Source organism: Peribacillus sp. NPDC096622, assembly GCF_044762665.1.
GTDB classification, from domain to species: Bacteria; Bacillota; Bacilli; order Bacillales; family DSM-1321; genus Peribacillus; species Peribacillus frigoritolerans_B.
This window is the reverse complement of sequence record NZ_JBIWES010000001.1, coordinates 318779-338046: the sequence shown is the minus strand read 5'-3', so window position 1 is coordinate 338046 and position 19268 is coordinate 318779. Positions and strand designations below refer to the sequence as shown.

Sequence of the window (19268 nt, the reverse complement as noted above, 5' to 3'; positions counted from 1 at the left end):
TTTTATTTCCAAGCCAATTTTGACAAAAAGTCGCCAACTACAGGAATCCTGATCAGATCGGCCTTTTTTATGCTGCCGGTCATGAGCAGGAAAAATGTGAACAGCAGGATAACGACGGTTACAGAAAGCAAAAGCCGTGTGCCGATAGTCTGTGAGGAGAGCGGGAATTGATAAAGATAATAACCGCCCCATCCTGAAATTAAAGCAAGGACCAAAGCTGAAATATAGCTGCGGAAATGAAGCGTGAAAGGGACGACCTTCAGCACGGTTGAGAAATGCAGGAAAGTGACGAGCATCGTACCGACAGCTATCCCGATTGCGGCTCCCATGATCCCGAAACTTTCCTTTGAAGCCAGTAGCCAGATCACACCGATTTTAAGGATGTTCCCAGCCAGGCTGTTGAACATTGCGGCCTTTGCAAGATCCAGTGCTTGCAGCATGGATTGCAGCGGATATTGAAAGTAATATAGGATGAAAAAAGGTGCCAGGAATTTAATGAAAACAGCAGCATGCGAAGACCCATACATGACTTGTAATATCGGTTCGGCAAAGATGAACAGAATGACGATAGCTAAACAGCCTGTGATAAAGGTGATTTTCAGGGCTTGTTGAAGCCTGTGTTCAACGAGTAAAAAGTTTCCGGTCGTACGGGCTTCGCTCACTGCTGGGACAAGTGCCGTCGCCAATGATGATGTAACGAAGGAAGGAAGCATGAGTAAAGGCAGAGCGTACCCTGTTAACTCCCCGTATTGACTTGTGGCTGCGGCCGCGGTGACTCCGGCAAGTGCCAAACTCTGGGCGACCACTATTGGTTCGAAAAACCATGATACCGATCCGATCATCCTGCTTCCGGTGGTAGGAAGGGCGATTCCCATCAATTCGGTGAACGTTCCTTTTCCGGATTTGACATTCTTGAAGAAACCCTTTCTGAACTTGAAATGTTTCTTTATTTTAAAGCTGGTCAATAAGTAGATGAGAGATACAAGCTCACCGATAATCGATGCAAACATTGCCCCGGCTGCCGCATATTCGATTCCATATGGCAAAAAGGCCTTGGTCAGGACGGCTATGAAAGTGATTCGGGCCACCTGTTCGATAACTTGTGAGAAAGCGAAGGGCTTCATATTTTGCTTGCCTTGGAAATAACCGCGCAGTACGGATGAAATGGCAATGATCGGTACGATTGGGGCAATCGCCATGAGCGGCCATATCGTCCGTTTGTCAGTGAATAGGTATTCTGATAGTACCGGCGCGAAAAGCAGCATCGCGGGAGTGAAAATCATCGATAGAGTAAAGGTGCAGGCCAAAGAGACGACAAGGATTTTCTTGATTTTTCGTTCATCACCTCTGGCATTGGCCTCGGCCACGTATTTCGAAATGGCGATTGGCAGGCCTAACTGGGTTATGTTCACGACGAGAAAGAGTGTCGGTAAAGCCATCATATATAAACCAACGCCTTCTTCGCCGATGAAGCGGGCGATGACAATACGGTTAATGAAACCAAGAACCCTTGTAATCAGGCTTGCGATTAATAAAATCAGCGTCCCTTTTAAAAATTTGGACATTGAACTCCCTCCCTGCCTTCTCAAAAAAGCGGTTATGCTATACAATTATCTATATGCTTGTACTTGGACAAAGCATGACAAAAGTGTTTGTTTGCGTTCTAACAAATGATAAGAAACCCTTCTAAGAAAATGCGCATTCATATGAGAATCATTTTACTGGAGGCAAAATGATGGCAAAAAAGAATCATCCCTATCAAAGGTATTATCTAAAGGTGCGTCCATTTTTGAAGAGTAAGCGTGAGGAATTCCAAATGGTCGGATTGAATGCCGTAACAGAGGAAGACATATGGGGAACCTTAACCAAAAATAAATGGAAGCGCCCGCAGGAAAACATTCACCTTCATGAACTTGTCGCAGATATCGTGACATTTTCGAGCAACCAGTTCATGACCTTCCAAATGGTCGAAGCTTATAAATCACCGAACCTATTCGAGCCGCTTTCCGAAGAGGAATTGAAGGAGCTTTTGAAAGAATAACGCAAAGATATACTTAAATTGACAGCTGTTTGTATATGACTCATAATAGATATGGTTATGCTTTTTTTGGAAAAAGTATGGAAAGCTGTGTCTTTTTCTCAAAAAGCAAAGGGTATGCAGTTATCATATAAACAAAAAATGAAAGTTTTTTTAACTTCAGGAACAGGCGTATTATAGAAAGGGGCCTACTACATAATGGTAAAAAGAAGCAGGATCGTTGCGTTTTTTCTAATCGCACTTTTGATTTTCGCAGCGATGGGGACGACTTCAAAAGGAATCCTAAAGGATATCAAGCTGGGTCTTGATCTTCAAGGCGGTTTTGAAGTGTTATATGAAGTAAAACCGCTGAATGGGGAAAAGATCACCCCCGATGTTTTGAAGGCTACAGTAAGCTCACTTTTGAAGCGTGTCGATGTTTTGGGCGTTAATGAACCTAACATTCAAATTGAAGGGAAAGACCGGATTCGCGTTCAATTGGCCGGAGTCAAAGACCAAAACAACGCTCGGGAAATCCTTTCGACACAAGCTAAATTATCCTTCCGTGATTACAACGATAAGGAAATGATGACCGGTGCCGACCTGAAAGAAGGCGGCGCGAAACAAACGTTCCAAGATAATCAACCGGTTGTCGAAGTCACGCTGAAAGATGAGAAAAAGTTTAAAGAAATCACTCAAAAAATATCCTCGATGGAAAGTCCGACTAATGTCCTTGCAATCTGGTTGGATTTCGAGGAAGGAAAAGATTCCATTAAAGATACGGCTTCTCAGGACAATATGATTTCAGCTCCAGCTGTCAGTGAAGTTTTCAATACGAAGAAGGTGTATATCACCGGTCAATTTACGGTGGAAGAAGCAAAAGAGCTGGCAGATCTTCTGGATGCTGGTGCCCTGCCTGTAGATTTAAAAGAAAAGTACTCCACCTCTGTAGGTGCCCAATTTGGTGCAGGTGCACTGAATGATACTATTTTTGCAGGAATCATCGGAATTGCACTTGTTTTTATCTTCATGCTTGTGTATTACCGCTTCCCGGGATTCATTGCAGTCGTCACTTTAAGCATCTACATTTTCTTGACGCTATTAGTGTTTGATTGGATGAATGCAGTCCTTACGCTGCCTGGTATTGCGGCACTGGTACTCGGGGTCGGGATGGCCGTCGATGCCAATATCATAACGTATGAACGAATCAGGGATGAATTGAAACTTGGCAGATCCGTTAAAGCGGCTTATAAAGAAGGTACGAAAAACTCACTTGCTACGATCACGGATGCGAACTTAACGACCTTACTTGCTGCTGCCGTTCTGTTCTATTATGGAACAAGCTCGGTTAAAGGGTTTGCTACCACTTTGATCATTTCGATTTTAATGAGTTTCATTACAGCCGTCTACGGCACACGCCTCTTCATGAGCCTGTGGGTGAATAGCGGGTTCTTGGACAAACGTACATCATGGTTTGGCGTGAAGAAGAAATACATTCACGATTTATCCGAGAAAATGGATTTAATGTCATTGCCGACACGCTTTGATAAAATCGATTTCGTCAAATATCGGAAAGTTTTTTATGGCATTTCAATCGGTGTCACCATTATCGGGATCATTTTCCTGCTCGTCTTCAGATTGAATCTTGGGATTGATTTCACGAGCGGTACCCGAATCGAGATTGCCTCCAAAGACGTCTTGACGACTCAGCAAGTTAAAACCGAAATGGGCAAGGTCGGTATTGATGAGAAGGATATCAAGGATGTCAGGCTCGCTGGACAAGACAATAAAAATGCTGTCGTTCGGACAGTCGGTGTCCTTGATAAGCAAGAGATTGCTGAATTGAAGGACCATTTCAAGAAGGATTACGGAGCAGAACCGAATGTCAGCACCGTATCACCGACAGTAGGAAAAGAACTTGCGAAAAATGCCATGTATGCTTTAGCGATTGCATCAATCGGAATCATTTTGTATGTATCGATACGATTTGAATGGCGAATGGCTGTACCAGCCGTGGTTGCGCTTATACATGATGCATTCTTCATCATCACGATATTTAGTGTATCTCGGCTTGAAGTGGATATCACCTTCATTGCTGCGGTTCTGACGATCGTCGGTTATTCGATCAATGATACGATCGTAACCTTTGACCGTATTCGTGAAAACCTGCGCTTCAGCCGTAAAATCAAAACCGTCGAAGAACTTGAGAACATTGTGAACATCAGTATCAGGCAAACGCTGACGAGATCCATTAACACGGTTCTGACCGTTCTCATTACGGTCATCGCGTTGATGATCTTCGGCAGTGAAGCTATCCGCAACTTCTCCATTGCCCTGTTTATCGGTTTAATATGCGGCGTGTATTCATCGCTATTGATCGCTTCCCAATTCTGGCTTGATTTGAAAATCAGGGAATTGAAGAAGAAAGGTCCGCTGAATACCGCAAAAGAAAAGAAACAAAGTCTTGAAGGACAAGTTTAATAGGGGAGAGGGGGCTGGCATGATGCCAGCCTTCTTTTTTTTGTTGAACCAAGCTTATTGAATAGGAAATTACAGCCAATTATGAGTTTAAAATAAAATTGAAACTGGTATATTCGTTTTGTATAATGAGTAGGTTGAGGGGTGAATAAATGTTAAAGCCAAAAACCCGGTGGAACTTGCGAACTGCCGATGAAAACAAAGTTGCTGTACTAGCTGAAGAGCTTCATATCACACCTTTGGTTGCAGCCCTGCTTGTGAATCGAGGCCTGGATACGATTGAAAGCGCCCGATCGTTTTTATTTGTAAAAAATCAAACTTTTCATGATCCATTTTTATTGAAGGATATGGATAAAGCAGTATATAGAATAAGAGAAGCCATTCAAAATGGAGAAAAAATACGTATATTCGGTGATTATGATGCGGATGGCGTGACATCGACCACAGTGATGATGACGGCGCTGACGAGATTGGGGGCCGATGTTGATTTTTATATCCCGAATCGGTTTACAGAAGGATATGGTCCGAATCCGGTGGCATTCCGCCTTGCAGCTGAGCAAGGTGTGAAGGTATTAATAACCGTCGATACCGGAATTTCCGCAGTCGATGAAGCGAAACTTGCCGCAGAGCTGGGCATGGATTATATTTTGACCGACCACCATGAACCGGGGCCGCAACTGCCTGAGGCATTGGCGATCATCCATCCTAAACTTGAGGACAGTTCCTATCCATTTAAAGACCTTGCCGGAGTAGGGGTCGCATTTAAGCTGGCACACGCCTTGCTTGGGGAATTGCCTGAGGATTTGCTTGAAATAGCGGCAATCGGCACGATAGCGGATTTAGTGCCTTTACAAGGGGAAAACCGAGTCATTGCCGCGAAAGGCATCGAGCAATTAAGATTGACTCGCCGCCCGGGACTCGTTGCGTTAATGAAAGTGGCGAATGTCCAGCAGGAAACATTGAATGAGGAATCGATCGGCTTTGCAATGGCACCGAGGATTAATGCTGTCGGACGGCTTGGAGATGCCGATCCCGCTGTTGATTTATTGATGTCCGAAAGTCTGGAAGAAGCAATGGAACTTGCCAATGAAATCAATGATATCAATAAAGAGCGGCAGGAAATGGTTGCAGCAATGGCGGAGGAAGCGATTGCTGAAGTCGAGGAAAACTTCCCGCCGGAGTCCAATGGCGTGCTCATCATCGGCAGGGAAGGCTGGAACGCCGGAGTTGTGGGGATTGTGGCCTCTAAACTTGTTGAACGCTTTTACCGGCCCACGATCGTATTGAGCTATGACCGGGAAAAGGGATTAGCTAAAGGTTCTGCTCGGAGCATCGTTGGTTTTGATCTTTTTCAAAGTCTTTCCGAATGCCGTGAAATGCTGCCTCATTTCGGTGGACATCCGATGGCTGCTGGAATGACATTGAAAATTGAAGATGTTCAGGAGCTTAGGGACCGCATGAACTTGATTGCGAAGGAACAACTTAACGAAGAGGACTTCACACCGATTACAAACTTGGACGGGGCTACGACTTTAGCTGAAGTTTCCATTCAAACGATTCAGGAAATGAGCTTGCTGGCACCATTTGGGGTTACGAATCCTAAGCCGAAGATTTTGATAGATTCCGTACAGCTTTCAAGTGTCCGCAAAATTGGTGCCAACCAAAATCACTTGAAGGTTCAGCTAGAAGATGGTGGAGAACACAAACTTGACGGTGTTGGCTTCGGTCTCGGTCATTTTGTCGATGAAATAGCTCCGCACGCTGAAGTTTCGGTTATTGGAGAGCTCTCCATCAATGAGTGGAATAATATGAAAAAGCCCCAGATCTTTGTCCAGGATGTCTCTGTGAACCATTGGCAGTTATTCGATTACCGCGGAAAGGGACAGGCTGAGAAGTGGCTTGCCGACATTCCTGTACAAAACCGGAAGATCGTCATTTTCTCGGAAGATATTTATGGCAGATATCCATTTTTGCAAAACCATCCAGATCTCGTTACTATCAAGAATGAACTGGATGCTGAGCAGCTCGACTGCTTCGAAGGTCATTTGGTATTCATGGACATGCCGCCGTCCAGGGAATATTTGAAACGCGCGGTTGCCAATAAGAACCCTTCTCGTATCTACGCTCACCTTTCACATGAACAGGACCATTTCTTAAGTACGATGCCGACAAGGGATCATTTTAAATGGTTTTATGCCTTCCTTGCCAAAAAGGGTCCGCTAGACGTGAAAAGATATGGTGATGACCTAGCCAAATATCGGGGCTGGTCTAGAGATACAGTGGATTTCATTTCGAAGGTGTTTTTTGAGCTTGATTTTGTTACAATAGAGAATGGGTTAATTATGCTCACAACCAATGCGAAAAAACGCGATCTCAGTGAATCTGAATCGTATACAAGAAAGAAAGAGCAATTTGAGCTTGAACAAGAGCTTGTTTATTCTTCCTATCAGCAATTATTCGATTGGTTCAATCATTATTTAGTTCATGAGGCAACAGACCTTGAGGAGGAAACAAAGCAATGGATTTAAAGCAATATGTAACAATTGTGCAAGACTGGCCAAAACCGGGTATCGTCTTCAAAGATATTACAACATTAATGGATAACGGCGCAGCTTATAAATACGCAACAGACCAAATCGTCGAGTATGCTCGCGATAAAAATATCGACTTGGTGGTCGGGCCGGAAGCACGCGGATTCATTATCGGATGTCCAGTCGCATACTCATTGGAAGTGGGCTTTGCGCCAGTGAGAAAAGAAGGAAAACTTCCACGTGAAACGATAAAAGTCGAATATGGATTAGAATACGGCAAGGATGTATTGACAATCCATAAAGATGCCATTAAACCGGGACAGCGTGTCCTGATTACGGATGATTTGCTTGCTACCGGGGGAACAATCGAAGCGACGATCAAACTGGTTGAACAGCTTGGCGGAATTGTAGCCGGGATTGCCTTCCTTATTGAATTGACCGACTTGGATGGAAAAGATAAATTAGACGGCTATGATGTCTTGACATTAATGAGCTTTTAATAAAGGAGAGCACTCTGATTAGGGTGCTCTCTTTCTGTTTTCCTCATTTTAGCTGGATTTTGTCGAATTTCCAGTGAAAAAATGCACTATTCTTAATAAAATACACGTTTAACTCTTTACATCCTTGCCTTTTTTTTCGATAATAGTAATAATAAAGAGTTTTTCTGCTAATAAGTTTATTTGCACTTTTATCCGTTTAAGCGGATTTATTTTTTTTCGCAAAAATTGTCACGTTTTGCAGAATAAAGGGAAGTGCTACCAATCATACTCAATCCGGATCATATCCGGTGGCAGTTAAAGTGGGGTTAAGGTGATTAAATGGCTAATGATCAAATATTGACTGCCGAGCAGGTTGTAGAACGGGCCAGCTTATATCTTCAGCCGGAAGAAGCTGAATTTATCCATAGAGCGTTTAAGTATGCAGAGTATGCTCACCGAGAACAATTCCGTAAATCGGGGGAGCCGTATATTATTCATCCGATTCAAGTGGCGGGCATTCTGGCTGAGCTTGAAATGGACCCTGCAACCATTGCGGCAGGTTTTTTACATGATGTTGTTGAAGACACGGAGATCACTTTGAAGGATATTGAAGAAAATTTCAGTCCTGAAGTCGCCATGCTTGTGGATGGCGTGACCAAGTTAGGGAAAATCAAGTACAAATCACAGCAGGAGCAACAGGCGGAAAACCACCGGAAAATGTTCGTGGCGATGGCCCAGGATATACGGGTCATCTTGATCAAGCTTGCGGACAGACTGCATAATATGCGGACATTGAAGCATTTGCCGCAGGAAAAGCAGCGAAGGATATCGAACGAGACGTTGGAAATTTTCGCACCGCTTGCCCATCGTCTTGGTATCAGCACGATTAAATGGGAACTTGAAGATACTGCACTAAGGTATTTGAATCCTCAGCAGTATTACCGAATCGTCAACTTGATGAAGAAAAAGCGTGCAGAACGTGAAAAGTATCTGGAAGAAGTCATTGATGAAGTGCGTAAAAACGTTGAGGAAGTCAACATTAAGGCTGACCTTTCCGGCAGACCGAAACATATATACAGCATTTATCGCAAAATGGCATTGCAGAATAAGCAGTTCAGCGAAATTTATGATTTGCTTGCAGTTCGGATCGTCGTCAATAGCATAAAAGATTGCTATGCCGTTTTGGGGATCATCCATACATGCTGGAAGCCGATGCCTGGCCGATTCAAAGACTATATCGCGATGCCGAAGCCGAATATGTATCAATCGCTTCATACGACGGTGATCGGACCGAAAGGCGATCCGCTGGAAGTGCAGATCCGCACCTCGGATATGCATCGCATTGCCGAGTTCGGGGTTGCCGCGCACTGGGCTTATAAAGAGGGAAAAGATGTCGGCGAACAGCCTTCACTGGAAGAAAAATTGACATGGTTCCGGGAAATTCTTGAATTCCAGGATGATGCGACTAATGCCGAGGAATTCATGGAATCCCTTAAAATAGACCTTTTTTCTGATATGGTATTTATTTTCACGCCAAAAGGCGATGTCATCGAACTGCCATCAGGATCCAACCCGATTGATTTCGCTTACCGGATTCACTCGGAAATCGGAAACAAAACGATTGGTGCCAAAGTGAACGGGAAAATGGTACCGCTGGATTATAAACTGAAAACTGGCGACATCATAGAAATCTTAACATCGAAGCATTCATATGGTCCGAGTCAGGATTGGCTTAAACTAACGCAAACATCTCAAGCGAAAAATAAGATCCGCCAATTTTTCAAGAAGCAGCGCCGGGAAGAAAATATCGAAAAAGGCAAAGAGCTTGTTGAAAAGGAAATCAAGGATATGGAGTTCGACCTGAAGGAAATCCTGACTGCCGAGAATATCAGGCGTGTTGCAGATAAGTTCAACTTCCTGAATGAAGAAGATATGTATGCAGCGGTCGGATATAACGGAATAACGGCCCTTCAGGTAGCAAACCGCCTCACCGAAAAATGGCGTAAGCAGAAAATGGTCGAGCAAGAAGCGGATATTTCTGAAGCGGTGGCCGATCTGAAAACCTTCTCCAATACATCGAAAAAACGTGACTCAGGTGTCCAGGTACCGGGTATTGATAACCTGCTTATCCGTTTATCACGCTGTTGCAACCCAGTACCAGGGGACGAAATCGTTGGTTATATTACCAAAGGCCGGGGAGTTTCAGTTCATAGACAGGATTGCCCGAACCTGGATAGCGGGGATGCCGATCATCGCCTTGTACCGGTTGAATGGGAAAGTACGATTAACGAACGCAAGGAATACATCGTTGAAATTGAAATCAGCGGCTATGACCGTCGGGGCTTATTGAATGAAGTTCTTCAAGCCGTAAATGAAACCAAGACCAACATTTCAGCGGTCTCAGGTAAATCCGACAGAAATAAAGTGGCGACCATTCACATGTCGATTTATATTCATAACATTGCCCATTTGCAAAAGGTTGTCGACCGTATTAAACAAATTTCAGATGTTTATTCCGTTAGAAGGATCATGAACTAAGGAGTTTTTATTGCCATGCGTGTTGTTTTACAACGTTCCAAAGCGGCAAAAGTAATCGTCGCAGACCAAATAATCGGTCAAATCGACAGCGGTCTAGTCTTGTTGGTTGGTGTCACACATGGAGATACCATCGATGATGCCGCGTATTTGGCCGATAAGATTGTCAATCTCAGAATATTTGAAGATGAAAATGAAAAGATGAACCACTCACTATTGGATGTGGGAGGTTCGATTTTATCAGTTTCACAATTCACCTTATACGGCGATTGCCGTAAAGGCCGTCGACCGAACTTCATGGACGCCGCCCGTCCTGAAGAAGCGAATGAAATATATGAAGCATTCAACGAGGAACTGCGCAAAAAAGGCGTCCATACGGAAACAGGTCAATTTGGTGCCATGATGGATGTTCAGCTTACTAATGACGGCCCCGTCACATTAATACTTGAAAGCAAAAAATGACCTGCTGCGGCAGGTTTTTTTTTGTAGAAAAGCCAGCTTCGATTCGAAGCTGGCTTTTCTAGTTCTTATTTAAAATACCGCGCCAAGCCATTATAAATGGCCGATGTGATTTTTTCTTGATACTCATTCGATGTTAATGTCAATTCTTCCACTGGATTACTTAAATAACCTAGTTCAATGAGTGTAGCTACCCGTTTATTTTCACGGGTAACATGAAAATTCCCGTATCGTGATCCGCGGTTGGGCACCTGCATGGTGGAACCGAGCGAATTGGCCAGTGTAGCTGCCAACGCACGCTGGTAGTCATGATAGTAGTATGTGGTTATCCCGCTGGTGATCTGGTCCTTGGTGCTATCATAATGGAGGCTGATGAAAGCATCCGCGTTATGTATATGAGAAGTGCTGACCCGGGAAGGGAGTGGAACATAGGTATTTCCGCTTCTGGTCAGGATCACTTTAGCTCCTGCAGCCTGAAGTTTGTCACGCAGCAATTCTGCCGTTCGAATCGTCAGGTTTTTCTCAAGTGTCCCGCCGACCCCGATTGTACCGCTATCCCTGCCGCCATGACCGGGATCGATCACGATGATTTTATCCTTTAGGTATTTCTCAACGCCAGGTCGTTGGATCTGCTCGGAATTCCCTTCGATCGTCACGATCCATCCGGCCACATAAGCTGTTTTTCCGCCCTTTAGTTTAATGGAATACCAGTCGCCTTCCATACCTGATGCGGAGAACGTTTCACCTGCATTGGCCTGCTCTACAATCTTCGAGTTGCCATCAGGCTCACTTCTAAGTATCGTGCCATCATGAATGATGGTAATCTTATTTCCTTTTACATCAACCTTTTTTTCCTTCGCAGTTTGCTCAACATTCTCTTTTTCCAGGTACCAACTCACGACCCAGCCCTTTTTTGAACCAGTAAGCCGGATCTGTGTCATATTTCCCTTTGTTTGCAGCACGGCGTAAGTCTCATCCTTGTTCACCGAACCGATTACCTTGCTTGAGAGCGAGGCTTCTTTCCTGACATTTAAACCCGTGGCGGTCACCCTGGCAGTGGCGCCTGCCGTATCATTTTTCATATCAACATTATCTTCGCTTACTTGTATGTAAGGTTCAGCCACCCAACCGCGGACTCCTTGGAAATCAATTTCAGCCCAATCATTTTCAACCCGGTAAACGGTCACTGACGTATTTTTATTCAGCTTTCCGAGCGAGGCACTGCTTGTCGATGGTTCCGAACGGACATTGAGCCGGTCCACCAAAGTTACCCCGGTTTTTACGGATTGATTCGTTTCTTTTTCTTTAGTTGAATCTTTCTTCGCTGCATGTCCTGATGCGGCAGGAAGCTCCAAGTAGTCCGATGATACCCAGCCTTCGATATCCCCCGTTTTGACCTTTATCCAATTCTCATTCTTTTCAATGATGTCAACAAAAGTTCCTTTACTCAAGGATCCAACCGTTTGAAATGTGGTGCCGGGACCTGTACGGACGCGGACGGAGCTGCCTGATACCATTCCTTGTCCGGATTCCTTTTTGACCTGATTGGTATCAGACCCCGTTTGTCTCTCCACTAACCAATTGGCAACCCATCCTGTTTTGCCGGTGCCGATCCTGATTTCGATCCAGTCGCCATCTTCATTCAGAATGGGATACGATTCCCCTTTTTCCAGTTTTTTTACGATAGGGAAACTGAGACCTGCACCTTCACGGACATTGACCACTTGGTTCGTCACGATATTGTTCCCTCCATCTTTTCCAAAAGCGTGATGTACCGGGAAAATCGCTGAGAATATCAGCATCAGTGTCAGGCCGAATAAACCCGATTTCTTCTTCATAAGTTGTCTCTCCCTTTTAATGTCTATATGTATGTATTCTCGTTCCATGAAAATTTCCCTCTTTCCCTGTGCAAAAAACATTTTTTTTAGGAAAGAATAGAGCTTATATAACTGTAGGAGGGAAACCACATGAAATTCAGCGAAAAAGATCAAACGAGCTTAAGCGGAGGCAATCAAGTACTTGGTGTCGATTTTCACGATTTCATCCAAAAGGAACAAAGCGCAAACCTTGTTGAAATGGCATCCGAATTCGGAGTCAATGTCCGGACGATCAAAAATCTGAAAAAACATTTAAACCAATAAAATGCGACAAAATCCTCAGTCTGCCTTGACATTTGATGTTAACGTCCGTATGATTATAAAATATCAGACTTATTACTGCAATAACCAATGATGGAGAAGAGTAATTAAGAAACACATGAAAAGAGAGGAAATGCCGAGGCTGAAAGCATTCCACATGATGACTTAATGAAAGAACCCTCCGTAGGCTTCACTCCGAACGGATTTACTTAATAGGAGATGGACGTAAAACAGGCGTTAACTGTTTTTGAGCGGGGGCACTTTTTTTGTGCTTCAACTAGGGTGGCACCACGGGATATCCAAACTCTCGTCCCTTGTAACATATAAGTTACAAGGGGCGGGAGTTTTTTGTTTGGAAAAAATCAGTATAGCGTGCCGTATCAGAAAGGGCGCTTTGCTTTAAAGGAGGAAATACAAAATGTCTATTCAGATCCCTAGAGGTACCCAGGATTTATTGCCTGGCCAAACGGAAATTTGGCAGTATATCGAAAACACAGCGCGTGATATTTGTCACCGTTACCAATATAAAGAAATCCGTACACCGATTTTTGAGCACACGGAATTATTTCTGCGTGGTGTAGGGGATACAACCGATATCGTTCAAAAAGAGATGTATTCATTTCAAGATCGCGGTGAAAGGAATTTAACCCTTCGTCCGGAAGGCACCGCATCGGTTGTACGGTCATATATCGAGAACAAAATGTTCGGGTGGGCCAATCAACCGGTCAAGCTTTATTATATCGGGCCAATGTTCCGTTACGAACGTCCGCAAGCAGGTCGATTCCGCCAGTTCGTTCAATTCGGCATCGAAGCTTTAGGAAGTAAGGATCCCGGAATCGATGCAGAGGTTTTGTCACTTGCGATGAACCTGTACAAGGAACTGGGTTTGAAAAAGCTGAAACTTGTCATCAACAGCCTTGGTGATAAGGAAAGCCGGACAGCGCATCGCAATGCGTTAATCAAACATTTCGAACCCCGCATCGGCGAGTTTTGCGGCGATTGTCAAAACCGCCTCGAAAAAAATCCTTTGCGTATCCTGGATTGCAAAAAGGATCACGATCACGAATTGATGAACACGGCTCCTTCCATCATTGAATATTTAAATGATGAATCCCGTACTTATTTCGAAAAGGTGAAACAGCACTTAACCGATTTGGAAATCGATTTCGTCGAAGATCCGACCCTAGTGCGGGGCTTGGATTACTATAATCATACCGCATTTGAAATCATGAGTGATGCAGAAGGTTTTGGCGCCATCACTACACTTTGCGGCGGCGGCCGTTATAACGGGCTGGCTGAAGAACTTGGCGGACCGGAAACACCTGGAATCGGCTTTGCACTTAGCATCGAACGGCTGATTGCTGCCCTCCAAGCAGAAAACATCGAGCTTCCGATCAAAAAAGGAATTGACTGCTATCTTGTTTCATTAGGTGAAACAGCCAAGGATTATACCGTCAAACTTGCCCATCAACTGCGGAATGCCGGTTTTACCGTCGAAAAAGACTATCAAGACCGTAAAGTGAAAGCACAATTCAAATCAGCCGACCGCCTCGAAGCAAGATATGTGGCGACACTCGGGGATGATGAATTGGCAAATAATAAAATCAATGTGAAGTTCATGGAAACAGGTGAACAAGTCCAAATGGATCTTGCTACATTCGTTGAACAATTCAAAAAGCTACAGGCTTAAGGGGGAAATACCATGTTTGGCAGAACATACTTCAATGGTGAAGTGACAGAAGCAGCTATTGGTGAAAAAGTAACATTAAAAGGATGGGTACAAAAACGCCGCGATTTGGGCGGGGTCATCTTCATCGACCTACGTGACAGAAGCGGGGTCGTCCAAGTCGTTTTCAATCCGGACATTTCGGCAGACGCGCTGGCCACAGCCGAAAAAATCCGTAATGAATACGTCCTTGATATCCAAGGGACAGTCATCAAACGTGATGAAGCCAACTTCAATCCGAACGTAACAACAGGGACCGTCGAAGTTCAAGCCGAAAACGTTACTATTTTAAACGAAGCAAAGACCCCTCCATTCATCATTGATGAAAGAACGGATGTATCAGAAGACATCCGCTTGAAATATCGTTATTTGGACCTGCGTCGTCCAGCGATGTTCGAAACGTTGAAAATGCGTAACAAAACAACAAAAGCGATCCGTGATTACTTGGACGGTGAAGGCTTCCTTGATATCGAAACACCTATCTTAACAAAAAGTACACCTGAAGGAGCACGTGATTATTTAGTGCCTAGCCGTGTACACGAAGGGGAGTTCTATGCACTTCCGCAATCACCGCAAATCTTCAAGCAGCTATTGATGGTATCGGGTTTCGAACGTTATTATCAAATTGCCCGCTGTTTCCGTGATGAAGACTTACGTGCTGACAGACAGCCTGAATTCACGCAAATCGATATTGAAACAAGCTTCATGAGCCAAGAAGATATCATTAACACCGCGGAAAACATGATGGCTAAAGTGATGAAAGACGTAAAAGGATTGGACGTAACACTGCCATTCCCAAGAATGACATACAATGAAGCGATGGGCCGTTACGGTTCCGACAAACCGGATACACGCTTCGGAATGGAACTTAAAGATGTTTCCGAAATCGTCAAAGACAGTGATTTCAAAGTGTTCACCGGTGCTGTTGCAAACGGCGGACAAGTCAAGGCGATCGTCGTTAAGGACGGAAATGCGGATTATTCCCGTAAAGACATTGATGGCTTGGCTGAATTTGCAGCGATTTACGGTGCTAAAGGCCTTGCATGGCTGAAAGTTGAAGAAGACGGAGTAAAAGGGCCGATCGCCAAATTCTTCGCAGAAGACCAAGAGCAATTAGTATCCGCAGTGGAAGCTGAAGTGGGCGATCTAATCTTATTCGTTGCGGATAAGAAAGGCATAGTCGCAGATGCACTTGGAGCACTTCGTAACAAGCTAGGTAAAGAAAGAGGCTTGATCGATCAAAGCAAATTCAACTTCCTATGGGTGACGGACTGGCCATTACTTGAATATGACGAAGAAGAAGGACGCTACTATGCAGCACACCATCCATTCACAATGCCATTCCGTGAAGACATGGACAAATTGGAATCAGACCCAGCAAGCGTCCGTGCACAAGCATATGACCTTGTACTGAACGGCTACGAACTTGGCGGTGGATCACTGCGGATATTCGAACGCGACGTTCAGGAAAAAATGTTCAAAGTTCTTGGATTCTCCGAAGAAGAAGCAAACGCACAATTCGGCTTCCTAATGGATGCATTCGAATACGGAACGCCACCACACGGCGGAATTGCCCTTGGACTGGACCGCATGGTCATGCTGCTTGCAGGCCGCACGAACCTTCGCGACACCATCGCGTTCCCGAAAACAGCAAGCGCAAGCGACCTGCTCGTTGACGCACCGAGTACTGTAAGTGACAAGCAATTGGCCGAACTTAACCTAAGACTTGCTGCACTTAAAAAATAATTCATTTGGCAAAAATATGAAAAAATACCTAGGTGTTTTTTCTTGAAACAGAGTTAAGCATTATGCTATGATGTTTTCAATAAGTAAGAGTCCTGATGTGTTCGTTCTTTAACCTATAAGTTTTGACCGAACACTTATAGTTACCGGGAGCACTAGTTTCCTGGCCGCGTAAAAGCCTCCCTCGAAGAGGACTTACAAACGCGAGGAACCGAGCACCCACCTGCGGAGAGCGGGTTCAAAACAAAGGCGTAAACGGCACAATTGGGACTCTTACACCTTACAAAGCAACTCATGTTAAATAACATGGGTTTTTTTGTGCGTTAAAATAGTTAACTCACGAGTAAATGATCTAAACTCACGAGTAAATGGTGAAAACTCACGAGTAAATGGCGTAAACTCACGAGTAAATGGCGCAAATTCACGAGTAAATGGCGAACTCACGAGTGAAAGAGCCCAATTCACGAGTAAATGGTGAAAACTCACGAGTAAAAGAGCCCAATTCACGAGTAAATGGTGAAAACTCACGAGTAAATAGCCCAATTCACGAGTAAATGGCGTAAACTCACGAGTAAGCTACAAATCTCAAGAATTAAACAGAGCAAACTTACGGTAAAACGTCTGATTTCAGATCCTGGCAGGAAAAAAGGGCATTAACAAAGAAGCTAAAGGAGAAGGAGTTGATGTATGGATGCTAAAACCGTGTGAAAGGCCTATGAAAATGCTCAAACTGGAGGCATTAAGCAGGAGGCTATCAGCAAATCATCCAAAACAGGAAAGAATAAAGAACGATTTTCGGAAAATCCGTACAGGATTTAACGGGGAGTGGAGTATCGGAAAGGAGTTGAAGGATCTTCCGAAAGAATATCGAGTATTTCATGATTTGAGGTTAGACTACGATGGGAGCCGTTATTTTCAAATGGATTTCCTAATAATCACCCGGAATTACTGTATCATCATTGAAGTGAAAAACTTTGCGGGAACGCTTTATTTTGACCGCACCTATCCCCAATTGATTCGTTCAAAGGACGGACAGGAACAGGCATATCTGGATCCGCTAATCCAGGTCGACATGCAAAAATCCCGATTAAATGATTGGCTTACTTTTCACAAATTCCCCTCGCTGCCGATTGAAACGTTAATTGCCAATGCAAACTCGAATACCATCATCAGGACTACCCCGGGCTTTACCCCCATTTTCAAAAAAATCACGGGAAAAGAAACCCTGATCACCAAAATTCATACCCTTGAAGAAAAGTATCCTTCTGAGCAATTAACCCAAAGGCAAAGCAATAGACTTTCAAACACGATTCTGCAAAAAAACACTCCGCATAATCCTGATATACTCAATTTATATCAAATCGATGAGCAAGATCTATTAAAAAGCGTTCAATGTCCTGAATGCTCTGCTCTACATATGCACTATCACTGGGGAAAATGGTCATGCAGCCAATGTTCTTACGCCTCCAAAGATGCCCACATTCAAACTCTTCGCGATTTTGCTCTCCTCATAAAACCCAGTATTACGAATAAACAAGCACGGCACTTTTTACAAATAGATTCAATTGATATCATGCAACGGATGTTGTCTGCACTTGAATTGCCTTATTCGGGGCAATTTAAAAATAGAGCTTATAGACTTGATGGATTAATTCACGAGTAAATCGTGCAAATTCACGAGTAAACGGCGTAAACTCACGAGTAAATCGTGCAAATTCACGAGTAAACGGCGTAAACTCACGAGTAAAAGAGCCCAATTCACGAGTAAAAGAGCCAAACTCACGAGTAAACGGCCCCAATTCACGGGTAAAGACCCCAAACTCAAAAAAAACCTAAAAAATCATCGAATAAACTTCAAATATTCCCTTTTAAGGAACATTCCGCAATATAGATTCGTAAATTATAGTAAGGTTGAGCAATAGTCAGCCAAGGATAGAAAGTAGTGAGGGCTTTGAAAGATTTATTGTATGCAAAGAGGATGGAAATGCTTCAATTAGTGGAGCGGCTAGTGAATATAGATAGTGGTTCTCATACGAAAAAGGGTATTGATGAAATTGGTTCGATTTTAAAAACGAAATTTGAAAGCCTGGATTTTATTGTGAATACCGTTGAGCAACAGAATTATGGCAATCAGCTGGTCATCCAGCATCGTGATGCGCATCAACCGCATATTCTGGTCGTTGCCCATATGGATACGGTTTTTCCGGAGGGCACTGCGCAAAAACGTCCTTTTAAAGTGAAAGGAAATCGGGCATACGGTCCTGGTGTAGCGGATATGAAGTCTAGTTTGGTTGAACTTTTTTATGCGATCCTTTGCCTGAAACAGACGGGGCAGACAGGCTATAAGCATATCCAAATCATTCTTAATAGTGATGAGGAGATCGGGTCTCCGTCGTCCGCTTCACTCATATCGGAAAAAGCAGCCAATAAGAAGTTCGCGTTAATTCTTGAACCGGCAAGGACGGACGGTTCGCTTGTCACGGCAAGAAGGGGCTGCGGTCAGTTTAAGGTGGATATCGTTGGGGTGGCCGCCCATTCAGGGATCGAGCCGGAAAAGGGACGAAGTGCAATTGAAGAATTGGCCCATAAGATCATCGCCTTACACCGATTGAATGATCAACAGAATGGAATCAGCGTTAATGTCGGCATGATTGAAGGAGGTTCCGCTGTCAATACGATCGCTTCCCATGCTGCTGCTTTTGTGGATGTACGGATTTCGGAAAAAAGGCAGGAAGGCATCATCCTCAAGCAGCTGAAAAAAATCTGTGCTGAAACCTATATTCCAGGAACGAAAACGACATTGAGCGGGAAAATGGACCGTTCCCCCATGGAAAAGAATGAGAAAACGAACTTGCTATTAGAGACGATTCGTCAGGCTGGGAAGGAGATCGGCATCGAAATTACGGATACGGCCACGGGTGGAGGTTCGGATGCTTCCATCACTTCTGATTTGGGAATCGCGACAGTGGATGGACTCGGGCCCATTGGAGGGAATGCACATAGTGAAGAGGAGTATTTGGAAATTCCGAGCCTGACGGAAAGGGCACTGCTATTGGCAACCGTCATTCAAAAATTATCAAAAATGACCTAGCGCACTAATTCCGATTAGACTGCTCATATTTCGCTTGTCATAAATGATGTTTATGATATATTGTTAATTGG

The 19268-nt window shown here is 44.1% G+C and carries 13 protein-coding genes, 1 other RNA gene and 1 other annotated feature; of the genes, 12 read left to right on the top strand and 2 right to left on the bottom strand.

Going from position 1 to position 19268, the window contains the following annotated elements; genetic code table 11:
- Positions 1–2: 2 nt before the first annotated feature.
- Complete coding sequence (spoVB, locus tag ACIQYG_RS01555) at positions 3–1565, bottom strand: stage V sporulation protein B (protein WP_402835193.1); 1563 nt, start codon at positions 1563–1565, stop codon at positions 3–5.
- A gap of 167 nt (positions 1566–1732) precedes the next feature.
- Here spoVB and ACIQYG_RS01550 point away from each other — a divergent pair, with 167 nt between their 5' ends.
- The 6 genes from ACIQYG_RS01550 to dtd all read left to right on the top strand — a co-directional run bounded on the left by ACIQYG_RS01550 (position 1733) and on the right by dtd (position 10502).
- The gene (locus ACIQYG_RS01550) at positions 1733–2041 is read left to right on the top strand and encodes a post-transcriptional regulator (protein WP_081088676.1); all 309 of its coding nucleotides are present in this window, start codon (positions 1733–1735) and stop codon (positions 2039–2041) included.
- 195 nt (positions 2042–2236) lie between these two features.
- Positions 2237–4498, top strand: coding sequence for a protein translocase subunit SecDF (gene secDF, locus ACIQYG_RS01545; RefSeq protein ID WP_402835192.1), 2262 nt, complete (start codon positions 2237–2239; stop codon positions 4496–4498).
- Positions 4499–4647: 149 nt separating this feature from the next.
- On the top strand, positions 4648–7023 hold the full coding sequence (recJ, locus tag ACIQYG_RS01540; RefSeq protein ID WP_402835191.1) for a single-stranded-DNA-specific exonuclease RecJ: 2376 nt from the start codon (positions 4648–4650) through the stop codon (positions 7021–7023).
- Complete coding sequence (locus tag ACIQYG_RS01535; protein WP_034308789.1) at positions 7014–7526, top strand: adenine phosphoribosyltransferase; 513 nt, start codon at positions 7014–7016, stop codon at positions 7524–7526. The genes recJ and ACIQYG_RS01535 overlap by 10 nt, the downstream gene beginning before the upstream one ends.
- A 318-nt stretch (positions 7527–7844) precedes the next feature.
- On the top strand, positions 7845–10043 hold the full coding sequence (locus tag ACIQYG_RS01530) for a RelA/SpoT family protein (RefSeq protein ID WP_402835190.1): 2199 nt from the start codon (positions 7845–7847) through the stop codon (positions 10041–10043).
- A gap of 15 nt (positions 10044–10058) precedes the next feature.
- A complete protein-coding gene (gene dtd / locus ACIQYG_RS01525) occupies positions 10059–10502 on the top strand; it encodes a D-aminoacyl-tRNA deacylase (RefSeq protein ID WP_402835189.1) in 444 nt (147 codons plus the stop codon).
- A 65-nt stretch (positions 10503–10567) separates the two neighbouring features.
- Here dtd and ACIQYG_RS01520 read toward each other — a convergent pair whose 3' ends face one another.
- Positions 10568–12337, bottom strand: coding sequence for an N-acetylmuramoyl-L-alanine amidase family protein (locus ACIQYG_RS01520; protein ID WP_402835188.1), 1770 nt, complete (start codon positions 12335–12337; stop codon positions 10568–10570).
- Positions 12338–12466: 129 nt separating this feature from the next.
- Here ACIQYG_RS01520 and ACIQYG_RS01515 point away from each other — a divergent pair, with 129 nt between their 5' ends.
- The 6 genes from ACIQYG_RS01515 to ACIQYG_RS01490 all read left to right on the top strand — a co-directional run bounded on the left by ACIQYG_RS01515 (position 12467) and on the right by ACIQYG_RS01490 (position 19197).
- Positions 12467–12640, top strand: a complete 174-nt coding sequence (locus ACIQYG_RS01515) for a hypothetical protein (RefSeq protein ID WP_251428958.1) — start codon at positions 12467–12469, stop codon at positions 12638–12640.
- Between the two features lie 78 nt (positions 12641–12718).
- Positions 12719–12955, top strand: a binding site (T-box leader).
- Positions 12956–13055: 100 nt separating this feature from the next.
- Positions 13056–14327, top strand: a complete 1272-nt coding sequence (gene hisS, locus ACIQYG_RS01510) for a histidine--tRNA ligase (protein WP_034308774.1) — start codon at positions 13056–13058, stop codon at positions 14325–14327.
- A gap of 12 nt (positions 14328–14339) precedes the next feature.
- Complete coding sequence (aspS, locus tag ACIQYG_RS01505) at positions 14340–16109, top strand: aspartate--tRNA ligase (RefSeq protein ID WP_402835187.1); 1770 nt, start codon at positions 14340–14342, stop codon at positions 16107–16109.
- Positions 16110–16195: 86 nt separating this feature from the next.
- A non-coding RNA gene (gene ssrS / locus ACIQYG_RS01500) (6S RNA) lies at positions 16196–16381 on the top strand.
- 416 nt (positions 16382–16797) lie between these two features.
- Complete coding sequence (locus ACIQYG_RS01495; RefSeq protein ID WP_402835186.1) at positions 16798–17769, top strand: nuclease-related domain-containing protein; 972 nt, start codon at positions 16798–16800, stop codon at positions 17767–17769.
- Positions 17770–18048: 279 nt separating this feature from the next.
- On the top strand, positions 18049–19197 hold the full coding sequence (locus tag ACIQYG_RS01490) for a M20 family metallopeptidase (protein ID WP_402835185.1): 1149 nt from the start codon (positions 18049–18051) through the stop codon (positions 19195–19197).
- Positions 19198–19268: the final 71 nt, after the last annotated feature.

Bases quoted from the DNA above. Each gene is read 5' to 3' on its own strand.
- ACIQYG_RS01550 (WP_081088676.1), top strand. From the start codon at position 1,733: ATGATGGCAAAAAAGAATCATCCCTATCAAAGGTATTATCTAAAGGTG.
- aspS (WP_402835187.1), top strand. From the start codon at position 14,340: ATGTTTGGCAGAACATACTTCAATGGTGAAGTGACAGAAGCAGCTATT.
- ACIQYG_RS01535 (WP_034308789.1), top strand. From the start codon at position 7,014: ATGGATTTAAAGCAATATGTAACAATTGTGCAAGACTGGCCAAAACCG.
- ACIQYG_RS01515 (WP_251428958.1), top strand. From the start codon at position 12,467: ATGAAATTCAGCGAAAAAGATCAAACGAGCTTAAGCGGAGGCAATCAA.
- spoVB (WP_402835193.1), bottom strand. From the start codon at position 1,565: ATGTCCAAATTTTTAAAAGGGACGCTGATTTTATTAATCGCAAGCCTG.
- dtd (WP_402835189.1), top strand. From the start codon at position 10,059: ATGCGTGTTGTTTTACAACGTTCCAAAGCGGCAAAAGTAATCGTCGCA.
- recJ (WP_402835191.1), top strand. From the start codon at position 4,648: ATGTTAAAGCCAAAAACCCGGTGGAACTTGCGAACTGCCGATGAAAAC.
- ACIQYG_RS01520 (WP_402835188.1), bottom strand. From the start codon at position 12,337: ATGAAGAAGAAATCGGGTTTATTCGGCCTGACACTGATGCTGATATTC.
- secDF (WP_402835192.1), top strand. From the start codon at position 2,237: ATGGTAAAAAGAAGCAGGATCGTTGCGTTTTTTCTAATCGCACTTTTG.
- ACIQYG_RS01530 (WP_402835190.1), top strand. From the start codon at position 7,845: ATGGCTAATGATCAAATATTGACTGCCGAGCAGGTTGTAGAACGGGCC.
- ACIQYG_RS01495 (WP_402835186.1), top strand. From the start codon at position 16,798: ATGCTAAAACCGTGTGAAAGGCCTATGAAAATGCTCAAACTGGAGGCA.
- hisS (WP_034308774.1), top strand. From the start codon at position 13,056: ATGTCTATTCAGATCCCTAGAGGTACCCAGGATTTATTGCCTGGCCAA.